Here is a 13,299-nt window from a genome sequence, read left to right as displayed (position 1 = left end):
AAAATCGGGAAATGCTGCAACATGTTTCCCGATTGAGATTATCAACTTAAAAAAATAAGTTAACTAAAAACATTACAAAGGTATGAAAAATTACATCAAGCGCACTCTGCCTTGTTTAACTAACAACCTGTCGTTAACCGTGAAACTGACCGTTTTTCTTTTTATAGTTTCATTTTTCTCGACACATGCCAATTCCTATTCCCAGAAAACCAGACTTTCATTGGCCATGGATAATGTGGAGATTGCGCAAGTGTTCGAGCAAATCGAATCTGTGTCAGAGTTCAAGTTCTTTTACGACAACAAAAAAATCGATACACACCGAAAGGTTTCGGTATCGGCAGACCAAAAACTGATCACAGAAATCTTAGATCAGTTATTCCAGGGCACCAATGTCCTCTATGTCTTCAACAAACAACAGATTGTGTTGAAGCTTAGGCCCAGCCTTATGGATGACCCAACAAAAGTGGGATATTCCGATGCAAAGGCTCTTCAAAACACAATATCCGGTAAGGTAACCGACGCCAATGGAGCACCTATTCCCGGAGCTTCCGTGATTGAAAAAGGCACTACCAATGGTGTAGCGGCCGATTTTGACGGCCTTTATCAGATTACGGTTCAAAACCCCAATGCAATTTTGGTGGTAAGTTCCATAGGATTTGCCAAAAAGGAGGTTCCCGTAGGTGGGGCCACTGTACTGAATGTGGTACTGCAGGAGGATACCCAAAACCTGAACGAAGTTGTGGTTACAGCTTTGGGGATCAAGCAAGAAACCAAAAAATTGGGTTATTCTGTGGCCCAAGTGGATGCGGATGAGGTCAACGTAAACCGGTCTTCCAACTTTATGAATACCCTTCAGGGCAAAGTAGCAGGGGTCAACGTTTCTTCTTTAAGCACAGGACCTGGAGGATCTTCCAAAGTTAGGATTCGAGGCCAGTCTTCCATTTCGGGGACCAACAATCCTCTGATTGTGGTTAACGGCGTTCCTATAGACAATACAACCTTTGGAACCAGTCCAGGTAGTACAAGCACCGAAGTGGGAACCAACAGTGGAGGCGTATTTTCGGATGGGGGTGATGGTTTTTCCAGTATCAACCCCGATGATATTGAAAGTATGACTATCTTAAAAGGCGCCACGGGAGCAGCACTATACGGATCTAGGGCTAAGGATGGGGTCATCATGATTACCACTAAGAGCCGTGGATCAGGCGATGGATTGGGAATCACCTATAATTTGAACGTGACCAACCATACCCCTTTGGATTTTACAGATTACCAATATGAGTATGGACAAGGTGAAAATGGGGTCAGACCCACTTCTGCCAACCCTACTTCTGGACAATGGTCCTTTGGGGAACGTTTTCAACCGGGCATGACCCAAATTCTTTTCAATGGGCTTGAAGTTCCCTATGAGCCGGTTTACGATAGGATCAAAAAATTCTATAGGAACGGTTTGGACGTGACCAATTCCATCTCCTTTGCCGGGGGAAATGAAAAAGGCGGGTTCAATGTTTCCCTTTCAAATTTGAAAAGCGAGGGCATTACCCCGAACAATGAATTTGCTAGGAGCACCATCAGTTTGGGAACCACATATGACCTTTCCGATAAATTGAGTTTTGAAGCACATATCAATTACTCGAACGAGAAAAACACAAATCCTCCAAACGTTGGGCAACAGGACAATACCATTCCGGTTTCCTTGTTCAACTTGGCGAATTCCATGCCTTTGGATGTGTTGGAAGCGAACAAGTTTGATGAAAACGGAAATGAGTATGTGTATTCCCGATTCAGGAACAGGACAAACCCTTACTTTACACTATCAGAACAATTCAACAATATCAAGCGGGACCGTATTTTTGGTAACATCGCCATCAAGTACGACATCCTTCCTTGGTTGAACGCACAACTTCGTGGAGGACAGGATTATTGGTCAAGGGCCCAGGATTACAACGGATACCCAACAGGACAGGCATCAAGGGCCTCGGCACCTGAAGGGTTTGTTAATGGTACTTATACCCAGGAAGCAAGAAGGTTTAGGGAAACCAACGTAGATTTCCTTATCTCGGCCAACAAGGATCTTTCAGAGGACCTTTCCATCGGAGTAAATGTGGGTGGTAACAGAATGAAACGCACCCTTGATGTAAATAGAGTAGACGTTACTGATTTTGTGATTAGGGGATTGTATACCGTTCAAAATGGTCGTGTAAAAGATCCTTCCTATAGTCTGTCGGAGCGTGCGGTAAATTCTTTGTATGGTGCTGCTGATATTTCTTTTCAGGATACCTACTTCTTGAGTGCCACGTTGAGGAATGACTGGTTTTCTACTCTGTCCCCAGAGAATAGGAGCATCTTGTATCCTTCGGTTTCTGCCAGTTACATCGTTTCCAATGCCTTTGCGGAACAACCGGATTGGCTCACGTTTGCAAAGCTACGTGTAGCGTATGCTGAGGTGGGTAGTGATACCGATGTACCTCCATATTCAGACGCTTTGTTCTATGATATCAATTCCAACTTTTTTCCTAATATCAATGGGGACGCCCAACCAGTGGCAGGAGCCAATACCAGTACGTTGCCCAATCCTGATTTGAGGCCCATGCGTACCAAGGAAACGGAAATCGGGCTCGATCTAAGAATGTTCGATAATAGGGTTGGATTGGATGTTGCCGTGTATCGCAAGACCACGATCGATCAGATTATTCCAGCACAAATCTCCAATACTTCAGGATTTGTGAGCACCTTGATCAATAGTGGGGAGAGTAGAAGTGATGGTATAGAAGCCATGCTTAGCCTCAACCCAATCAGAACCAATGATTTCCGATGGGATGTAAATGTAAACACTTCGTATAACAAGACCAAGGTAATCAGTCTTTTGACCGACACTCCTGGAGAATCCATTTTAGTGGGTAACCACGTTTTCAATGGATTTTTGTACCAAGTGGTTGGTGAGGAAATCGGACAGTTGGCCGGTTTTGGTTTTAAGCGTGATGACCAAGGAAGACAGATTTTTGGGGACGATGGACGTGCCCTTAGAACGGACGAGATCCAATACTTTGGTAGTGCCCTTCCCAAATGGGTTGGAGGTATCACCAACACGTTTAAGTACAAGGATTTCAACTTTTCCTTCTTGATAGATTTCAAGTTGGGCAACAAAATGATTTCTGGAACCAACTTCAACGCGGTTCGCCATGGATTGCACAAAATGACCCTTCCAGGAAGGGATACAGGTGTAATCGGTGATGGGGTAAACCAAGCAGGAGAGACCAATACCGTGGCCACGGAATCCCAAAGATATTGGGAAGTCGTTAGGTCTTCACAGATCATAGAGCCCATTGTGTATAACGGTGGATATTGGAAATTGAGACAGGTGACCCTAGGATACGATTTCAGAAAATTTATTCCTGAGGATTCCTTCGTGAGGGGGGTTACACTGAGTTTTGTGGCCAACAACGTGCTATTGCTCAAGAAATGGGTGGATAATATTGATCCGGATTCTTTCAGTTATAGCTCGGACAATGTATCGGGATTAGAGTCTACCGGTGTGCCAACAACACGTAGCATGGGCTTTAATCTAAATCTAAAATTTTAAGAGAAGAATTATGAAAGACAATAAAAAGATCATAGCAACAATGCTCATGGTTGTGTTCCTCTTTATTGGTTGTGAGAAGGATTTCGATGAAATAAACACCAATTCAGTAGATCCGACCAGTGAAAGTGTCGACCCGGCTTTTTTGTTGAACAATGCCATCATAGGTTTGTCCTTTTCCAATGGACAGGTCATCTATGATATGGGTATCGTACAACAAATGGTAACCCCGAACTCGGGTATTTTGACCGGGGCCAACTACAATCAGGATAACCGTAGTGCAACCGAATTGCAATGGACCGATTATTATGAGAACGTGATCAAACATACAGGTGATTTGATTGCCCAATTGGCCGATAAACCGGAAAGGAGCAATCTTCTGCACATGGCCACGATTATACAGTCCTATGCCTTCATGGTATTGACCGACACCTATGGTGATGTACCGTATTCTGAAGCAGGTAAAGGTTTTTCCGATCAAATTGTACTGCCCAAATACGATTCCCAGGAATTCATCTATACCGATATGATTGCCCAATTGAAAGTAGCGGTGGAGGGTTTTTCAGACGCAGCCGAAGATGAAGATGGTGAGGTCATGTATGCAGGAAATCTTGATCAATGGAGAAAACTGGGATATTCCCTTTTACTCAGGATAGGAATGCGATTGGTGAAGGTAGACGCGCAACTGGCCCAAGAAACCGTTCAATATGCGTTCAACGGAGGAGTATTGGAATCCAACGACGATAATTTTGTGGTGAGGCATGACAACAATTTCAATAACCCAATTGGGAGCTATCTTAATGGTTCCGAAGCAAATAACTTTTATTTGACAGGGTATTTTGTGGATTATCTTTCCTCAAATTCGGATCCCCGCTTGGCATCTATCGCAGTGCGATATGTAGGAGCGGCATCTGGAGCCGAACAGACCGAGGACAATGCCTCTACGGATCCTGCAGATCAGATAGGGATGCCTGTTGGGTACGATAATGTGTCTATTGACCCCGTGGTCGCGGACCTAGGCTTGGAAAGTTTCTATGCCTTTAGCCAAGTGGACAGGAGCAGAATGGTTACCATTAGTTCTCCCCAGTTTCTTTTGACCTATTCCCAGACCCAACTGCTGTTGGCAGAGGCTGCCGAAAGGGGATGGGTAACAGGGGATCCACAGGATTATTTTGAGGCAGGAATCCGAGCCAACATGGAACAAATGGCCGCTTACGGTACCGATACAGCCATCGATGCTGCGGATATAGATACCTACGTGGCCGCCAATACCTTGGACGGGACTAACAATTTGGAACTGATCAATACGCAGTACTGGGTTTCCTCCTTTCTCAATGGCCCGGAAGCTTATGCGAATTTCAGGAGATCAGGATTCCCCGATTTGTCCCCGAATACCTATCCAGGTCAGGATATCACAGGAGATTTCATCAATAGGTTAACGTACCCCAATGCAGAGATTGCGGTAAATGGGGCCAATCTGAATGAGGCCGTGTCCCGAATGGGGCCGGACAACCTCGATACCCGCGTATGGTGGGACCAAGAATAAAAATCAAACTAAATATAAAAAAGTATGAAATCGGTATTGAAAAACATTATCGCAAAGAACAAAAAAGAAGAGAACGATTACAAACTGGCCAGGCAGGCTGAGATTGACAATCCAAAGACCACGGATGACAGGCGTAATTTCCTGAAAAAGACTGCTTTGGGTGGTATTGCCATGACCGGCATGATGGGCTTGGGGATTGAAGACACGATTGCCCAGACCACATCTAAAGTTAATAGGATGTCTGCACCCTCTGACCTTAAGATTACGGATATGCGCTATGCACTGACCAGTGTTATGGGAGGTACGGCCATTATCAAAATAGAGACCAACCAAGGCATTTATGGCCTTGGTGAGGTCAGGGATGCTGCCGATGTACGGTATGCCCTCTTCCTGAAGAGCCGAATTTTAGGAGAGAACCCTTGCAACGTGGAAAAAATCTTCAAGAGCATTAAGCAATTTGGAGGTCCGGCACGTCAAGCAGGTGGTGTCTGTGGTGTGGAAATGGCCCTTTGGGATATTTGTGGCAAGGCCTATAACGTTCCCGCTTGGCAATTGCTCGGCGGAAGGTACAGGGACAAAGTGCGCATGTATGCCGATACTCCAGAAGCCAGTTCCCCGGAAGAACAAAAGAAGTTGATCGAGTACAGGACCAAGGATCAAGGTTATACTTGGTTAAAAATGGATGTCTCCATCGGTGAGCTAAGAGGAAAACCGGGAACCGTGGTAAACAGTAAGTTCTGGGAAAATGAAAGAGGGGTATTGGCCCAGTGGGGAGATCGTAGGAACATGATGTCCTATGGGAATACCATGCACCCTTTTACCCAAATTCAGATTACGGAGAAAGGGTTGGATGAATTGGCCCAGATTGTGGAAAATGTCCGAAATATGGTAGGTTATGATATTCCTATTTCAACCGATCACTATGGCCACTTTGACCTGAACAATGGAATCCGATTGGCCAAGAAATTGGATAAATACCGATTGGCTTGGTTTGAGGATATGGTGCCATGGCAGTACCACGAGCAATGGAAGACCATCACTGAGGCAATCGAAACCCCTACCACCACAGGTGAGGACATTTATTTGTTGAAAGATTTTAAACCTTTGATCGAGAACAGGTCGGTGGACATTATCCATCCTGATTTGGCATCATCTGGTGGTTTGCTGGAGACCAAACGTATTGGCGATTATGCCGAGGAATACGGAATTGCGATGGCCATGCACCAAGCAGGTACCCCGGTTTCTTTCATGTCCAACGTACATTGTGCGGCGGCTACCCAAAATTTCTTGGCACTGGAACACCATTCAGTGGATCTGCCATGGTGGGAAGACCTCGTAACAACCGTGGGTGGATTCAAAATGATAGACAAAGGATTTGCCACGGTACCGTTGACTGCTCCTGGACTTGGAATTGAATTGAATGAAGACGTGGTCAAGGAACACTTGCACCCGACCGATAAGAGCTTCTTTAAGTCAACCAAGGAATGGGACGAGTTGAGGTCACACGATAGAACGTATAGCTAGTAGTGAAGCTAAGTTGTTTATAAGTTGTTTAGTTAATTAAAGATAGGCCCATGGTCAATTTTTTAAAGATCATGGGCTTTGATTAAATTTTTTTGATGAACCAAACTAAATCTAAAATGAAAAAAAATCAAATGAAAAACATGTTGCTATTGGCCTGTTTTGTAGTAACACTTGGTATGAGCGCACAAAAAGTGGGTTCGTCCCCAGAGTATATAAAAGCATTGACCAATCAATGGAAGGGAGAGCGTTTTTCCGATGGCAGGCCAAAAGTATCGGATGCCCTGTTGGGTAGACTGAAAAAAATACGGATAGAGGAAGCTTGGGGCTACCTCCGCCGAAAAGGATTCAACAACCAATACGAAGGGGGCTGGAAAATCATCCATCCGGAAGGGGTCATGACCGGACGTGTGGTGACCGCACAATATGTGCCCCTGCGCCCAGATCTAAAGGAATATGTAAAACTACAGGGAGCCAAGGAAAAAAGGGACACCATTGGAGGTAGCAATTCTTGGCCCATAGAAATTTTGGTCAACGGAGATGTATATGTGGCCGATGGCTACGGAAGAATTATTGACGGAACCCTTATTGGTTCCAACTTGGGGAATGCCATCTATGCCAATTCCAAGAACGGGGTGGTGTTCGATGGTGGTGTTCGCGATCTGGGCGGACTCCTAGAAATTGAAGGGTTCAATGGCTGGTACCGTGATGAAGATCCATCCTACCTTCAAGAGCAAATGCTTACCACGATCAATGCTCCGATACGCATTGGAAGAGCCACTGTGTTGCCCGGCGATGTGGTCTTGGCGAACAGACACGGAACTATTTTTATACCATCACACTTGGTGGCAGAATTGGTGATTTCTTCGGAAGTGGTGGCACTTCGGGATGAATTTGGTTTCCAAAGATTGCGTGAGAAGACCTATACTGCAGGTCAAATCGACACGAGATGGACACCAGAGATCAAAGCCGATTTTACGGATTGGCTCAAGAAATATCCCGATGCCAAATTACCCATGACCCGTGCCGAATTGAACGACCATCTTAAAAAGAACAATTATTGATCTGATTATGGGAAAGATAAGAATAAGTAAACAGATCATATTATTCATTGGTGTGATAGCCATCACATCGTGTGCTTCTTCCACGGACCAGAAACAATTGGATAAGGAAATGGTACTGCAGACCCTTAAAAAGTTTGATGATGCCGTAATCGAACGGGACGAAGCCACACTCAATGCCTTAACGGCTACCAACCTGAGCTATGGCCACTCCAGTGGAAAAATACAGGAAAAGGCAGAATTTGTTGATGACGTGGTCAATGGATCCTTCCAGTTTGTGTCCATTACTAATGACAATCAAAGTGTGAACATATCGGAAAATGTCGCCATCGTTAGGCACATACTTTCTGCCGATGCCACAAATGCAGGCCAACCGGCCAAGGTGCATATCGGAATCATCATGGTGTTCCAGTTGGATGAAAATGATAAGATGGTGCTTCTGGCACGTCAGGCCTATAGGCTACCCAGCTGATAATTTGAAAGTTTTGGAATGTATAGTTTGAATTTCAAATACTGGATGAATTAAAATGCAAAGAATGATGTTGTCGGTTTTGGTCGGCTTTATGGTATTCGGATGTGCCGTGGAAACGGAAAAGGATGAATACATCGATTTAGAAACAGGAAAGGATTGGCCTGTGTATGGAGGCAATCGAAATAACAAAAGATATTCCCCTTTAGATCAAATCAATAAAGAAAATGTCCGGAATTTGGAAGTGGCATGGGTTTATGATGCCCGTGACTATGTAGATGGAGCAATACCTAAAAGGCAAAAGGCCATCCAATGCCAACCCATTGTAAAGGAAGGTATACTATATGGCACAACGCCAGAACTTAACCTTTTTGCTTTGAACGCGGCCACAGGGGAAGAACTTTGGAAGTTTGAACCTATGTCGGATGGTCGAAGGTACAACATCAGTGCCAGTAGGGGAATCACCTATTGGGAAAAAGGAGAAGATAAAAGGATTCTTTATACTTCGGGTTCATTCCTCCATGCCGTAAACGTTAGAACGGGCAAAGCAATTGAAACATTTGGAACCCAAGGAAGGGTAGATCTTCATACAGGCTTGGCAGAAGGCTTGGATGTGGATATCAGTGCTTCGGCCGTTAATGCCACCAGTCCGGGAATTGTTTACAAGGATTTGTACATCACGGGCTCCAGTGTCTCCGAAGGAGGCAACGCCGCTCCCGGTGACGTTCGTGCCTTCAACATCATCACAGGAGCATTAGAGTGGACATTCCATACCATACCCCGACCAGGGGAAGAAGGGTATGATACTTGGCCAAAAGAGGCTTACAAAGAACAGGGAGGAGCCAATAGCTGGGGAGGTATGTCCTTGGATGTGGATCGCGGAGTGGTCTACTTCGGAACAGGTTCCGCATCCTCGGATTTTTATGGGGGCAATAGGGAAGGAAAGAATCTTTTTGGGAACTGTGTGGTAGCTTTGGATGCAGCCACGGGAAAACTAAAATGGTATTTTCAAACGGTACAACATGACCTTTGGGACAGGGATTTGCCTTGTCCACCCAATTTAGCGACCATAACCCACAATGGTAAAAAGTTGGATGTGGTGGTACAAGTAAGTAAGGATGGACTTGTATATGTTCTGGAAAGGGATTCCGGGGTTTCAATTTTTCCGATGGAGGAACGTTCGGTTCCTACAGAAGGAGGACTGCCAGGCGAACACCCCTATCCGGTACAGAAGTTTCCTTTGAAACCCAAACCGTTGTCGCATCAAGTTTTTACGGAGGATATCATCACAGATTTGTCTCCAGAATCGTATGCCTATGTCAAGGAGTTCTTCGACCAATATCGGACAGATGAAAAGTTTGCCTTACCCAATGAAAAGGGAACCATCATGTTCGGGTACAGCGGTGGGGCCGAGTGGGGAGGTAATGCCACCGATTTGGACGGTGTTCTCTACCAAAACTCCAATGATGACCCTTGGCTTTTGGTGATGGAAGATGCCAAAACCAGAAGCAAGGAGCGTGAAAAGGTTTTGACGGGAGAAGAGCGTTACCAAAGGAACTGCGCCATGTGTCATGGTGTGGATAGAACGGGCACCACTGAGTTTCCGAGCCTTATGGGTATTGGGGAACGGTCCACGGAAGCACAGATTTTGGAGTTGCTTGAATCGGGAACAGGGAGGATGCCTTCATTTCAACATATTCCCGAAGAAGGAAGAAGGGCTATTGCTGCCTATATTTTGGATTTGCCCACAGGTATGCACCAAACGGCCAATCCTGAAAAAACGGCAAGCGAAGAAGATGCAGAAGAAGGAAAGAAATTTGGGTATGAAGCCAAATATGTCATCAAGACATGGAAAAAGTTAACGGATCAGAATGGGTACCCAGCCATAAAACCACCTTGGGGAACCCTTAATGCGATTGATTTGAGCACTGGGGAATATTTATGGAGGGTTCCTCTCGGTGAATATCCGGAACTCACAGAAAAGGGAGTACCCATAACAGGTACGGAAAGTTATGGCGGTCCTATAGTGACGTCAGGTGGATTGGTGTTCATCGCAGGGACAAAAGATGAAAAAATAAGGGCCTTTGACAAAAAGACCGGAGCAGTGGTTTGGGAACATCAACTTCCCGCAGGGGGATTTGCAACACCCATTACCTACGAAGTGGATGGAAAACAATATGTGGTGATTGCCGCCGGTGGAGGCCGGGGACAAAAACCAGGTGGGGATTATATCGCCTTCGCCCTAAAGGAATAATAACGAAACTAACATTTAAAACTTTTGATTTTGAAAAAGAATACTCTACATAACATATCCTTGGGTCTGGCAGCAGTGGCCTTGTTGATTTTTGTTTATCAGGCTTTTCAAGGAAACATTTCAGGGGCTGGCCCGTTTATCATTGCATTTTTTGTGCTTTTGGCCATTGGTTTCAATGGTTATAAGATGTTGAAGGGTTTTGTTTTTGCCGTGCTCATTTTCGCAGGGGTGGCCCTTTCCCTGTACTGGCCCCAATATTTTGTACGGATAGGGGACTTTAAGCTTACTGGTTTGATCATCCCGTTGATCCAGATCATTATGTTCGGGATGGGAACATCGATGAGCATCAAGGATTTTGCGGGGATCATCAAGTCCCCAAAAGGGGTATTGGTGGGCGTGACCGCACAGTTGGCCATCATGCCGATCATCGGTTACGTACTGGCCAACATCAGCGGTTTTTCTCCTGAGATAGCGGCGGGAATCGTTCTGATCGGTTGCTCCCCGAGCGGGGTGGCCTCCAACGTGATGGCCTACCTGGCCAAGGCCAACCTGGCACTGTCCATTACCATCACCTCCATAGCCACTTTGTTGGCGCCCTTTGTCACCCCCTTGTTGATGAAACTGTTGGCCGGACAGTTCGTGGAGATCGATGTGCTGACCATGATGTGGAGCATCACCAAGATGATCATCCTGCCCATCGGTGCCGGGTTGCTGTTCAACTATTTGTTGCACGGCAAGACCAAATGGTTGGATGACATCATGCCGATGCTTTCCATGTTGGCCATAGGCCTGATCATCATCGTGATCACCGCAGCGGGCAGGGACAGTCTGCTGGATATCGGGGGCATGTTGCTCCTCTTGGTACTCGCACACAACCTTTTCGGCTATTTCTTGGGGTATTGGTTCGCACGGGTGGTGGGGATGGACGAGCGGGATGCCCGTACCATATCCATAGAAGTGGGCATGCAGAACGGGGGATTGGCCTCGGGGATCGCCAATACGTTGGGCAAGATCGCCACCATGGGGCTTGCGCCTGCCGTTTTCGGTCCGCTGATGAACATTACCGGGTCCATACTGGCATCCTATTGGCACAAAAGCGCCCCAGAAAAAGTAGTGTCCGAAATAAAAAGTTAATCAAAAGAATAGAAGAATTGATTGTTTGAGTTAGTTTAGTTTTTCAAGAAGAGCGTACCGCTTTCCCAAGTACGTTCTTCTTTTTCTCAAACAAAATGATATTTTAAGAACCAACTAACATAACAGCATATGAAAGGGACAAAAAAAGTGATCACGTTCGGGGAGATCATGTTACGATTGGCCCCTCCGGGGTTTTTAAGGTTTTCGCAGGCGAACCGTTTCGATGTGGTCTACGGCGGGGGGGAGTCCAATGTGGCGGTATCCCTGGCCAATTATGGCATTCCCGTGGACTTTGTCACCCGGTTGCCCAAGAACGACCTGGGCGAATGTGCCCTGATGGAGATGCGCAAGCGCGGGGTAGGCACGGACAGGATCATCTTCGGTGGGGACCGATTGGGCATCTACTTTTTGGAAACGGGAGCCGTTTCCAGGGGGAGCAAGGTGGTGTACGACCGGGCCCATTCGGCCATGGCGGAGATCCAGAAGGGCATGGTGGACTGGGACAGCGTTTTTGAAGGGGCGGGATGGTTCCACTGGACGGGGATCACCCCGGCCATTTCCCAGGGAGCGGCCGATGCCTGCATCGAGGCGGTAAAGGCGGCGAAAAAGCACGGACTTACCGTTTCCACCGATCTGAACTACAGGGCCAAGCTCTGGAAATACGGAGGGGACCGGGAGGCCATCATGACGGAACTGACCTCATACTGTGACATTATTCTGGGGAACGAGGAAGATGCGGAGAAACATTTCGGGATAAAGCCCGAGGGACTGGACATCACCACACAGGGAGAGCACGTAAAGGCCGAGGCCTTTTTGTCCGTGTGCCAGCAGATGATGAAAAAGTTCCCCAACGCCAAAAAGGTGATCACTACCTTGAGGGGTTCCCTATCGGCCTCGCACAACACCTGGGCCGGGGTATTGTATGACGGAAAAAACATGTTCACTTCCCCGGAATACCAGATCACGCATATCGTGGACCGCGTAGGGGGAGGGGATTCGTTCATGGGCGGATTGATCTACGGATTGCTCACATGGCCCAACAATGACCAGAAAGCGCTTAACTTTGCGGTGGCAGCTTCGTGCTTGAAGCATACGATCGTGGGCGACGCCAATCTGGTGACCGTGGATGAGGTCGAAAAGCTGATGGGAGGCGATGCTTCCGGAAGGGTGGCCAGATAGGACAAAAGTAAAAAAGGTAAAAGTAAAAGGACAAGGGTAAAAGAACGATATGGCAAGATATTCACGGATCGAGGTGGCACGGAAAATGGAGGAAACGGGCATGGTGCCCCTGTTCTACCATCCGGATGTGGAATTGGGAAAGCAGGTGTTGAAGGCCTGTTACGATGGTGGGGCAAGGTTGATGGAATTCACGGCGAGAGGGGATTTTGCCCATGAGGTGTTCACCGAACTGAACAAATATGCGCTCCAAGAACTACCGGGCATGATCATGGGGGTGGGGAGCATCACCGATGCCGCGGCCGCTTCGTTCTACATGCAATTAGGGGCCAACTTTATCGTGACGCCTTCCTTGCGGGAAGACATTGCCGTGGCCTGCAACCGGAGAAAGGTCATGTACAGCCCGGGATGTGGCAGTCTTACGGAGATCGACCGAGCCGAGGAACTGGGGGTGGAGGTGATCAAACTGTTCCCTGGTTCCACGTACGGCCCCGGGTTCGTAAAGGCCATAAAAGGGCCACAGCCATGGACGAGCATCATGCCCACGGGCGGGGTGGA

Annotated in this window: 9 protein-coding genes; all 9 read left to right on the top strand. The window is 46.8% G+C overall.

The genetic code is table 11. The features are described from left to right. Nucleotides 1–82: 82 nt before the first annotated feature. On the top strand, nt 83–3,583 hold the full coding sequence (locus D2V05_RS13130; protein ID WP_119648093.1) for a SusC/RagA family TonB-linked outer membrane protein: 3,501 nt from the start codon (nt 83–85) through the stop codon (nt 3,581–3,583). Between the two features lie 10 nt (nt 3,584–3,593). After that, nucleotides 3,594–5,126 (top strand): SusD/RagB family nutrient-binding outer membrane lipoprotein, encoded by a 1,533-nt coding sequence (locus D2V05_RS13125; RefSeq protein WP_119648092.1) that lies wholly within the window; start codon nt 3,594–3,596, stop codon nt 5,124–5,126. A 24-nt stretch (nt 5,127–5,150) separates the two neighbouring features. Then, on the top strand, nt 5,151–6,650 hold the full coding sequence (locus tag D2V05_RS13120; RefSeq protein WP_119648091.1) for a mandelate racemase/muconate lactonizing enzyme family protein: 1,500 nt from the start codon (nt 5,151–5,153) through the stop codon (nt 6,648–6,650). Nucleotides 6,651–6,766: 116 nt separating this feature from the next. Beyond that, a complete protein-coding gene (locus D2V05_RS13115; protein ID WP_183114836.1) occupies nt 6,767–7,711 on the top strand; it encodes an RraA family protein in 945 nt (314 codons plus the stop codon). Nucleotides 7,712–7,718: 7 nt separating this feature from the next. After that, the gene (locus tag D2V05_RS13110) at nt 7,719–8,180 is read left to right on the top strand and encodes a nuclear transport factor 2 family protein (protein WP_119648090.1); all 462 of its coding nucleotides are present in this window, start codon (nt 7,719–7,721) and stop codon (nt 8,178–8,180) included. Nucleotides 8,181–8,244: 64 nt separating this feature from the next. Beyond that, nucleotides 8,245–10,431 (top strand): outer membrane protein assembly factor BamB family protein, encoded by a 2,187-nt coding sequence (locus D2V05_RS13105; protein WP_220473554.1) that lies wholly within the window; start codon nt 8,245–8,247, stop codon nt 10,429–10,431. 30 nt (nt 10,432–10,461) lie between these two features. Further along, nucleotides 10,462–11,565, top strand: a complete 1,104-nt coding sequence (locus tag D2V05_RS13100) for a bile acid:sodium symporter family protein (RefSeq protein ID WP_119648088.1) — start codon at nt 10,462–10,464, stop codon at nt 11,563–11,565. A gap of 129 nt (nt 11,566–11,694) precedes the next feature. Continuing rightward, nucleotides 11,695–12,744, top strand: coding sequence for a sugar kinase (locus tag D2V05_RS13095; protein WP_119646817.1), 1,050 nt, complete (start codon nt 11,695–11,697; stop codon nt 12,742–12,744). Nucleotides 12,745–12,793: 49 nt separating this feature from the next. Further along, a partial coding sequence (locus D2V05_RS13090; RefSeq protein WP_119648204.1) for a bifunctional 4-hydroxy-2-oxoglutarate aldolase/2-dehydro-3-deoxy-phosphogluconate aldolase occupies nt 12,794–13,299 on the top strand: 506 nt, incomplete at its 3' end.

It is taken from the genome of Flagellimonas pelagia (assembly GCF_003584135.1).
GTDB lineage: Bacteria > Bacteroidota > Bacteroidia > Flavobacteriales > Flavobacteriaceae > Flagellimonas > Flagellimonas pelagia.
This window is presented reverse-complemented; position numbering and strand designations above follow the sequence as displayed.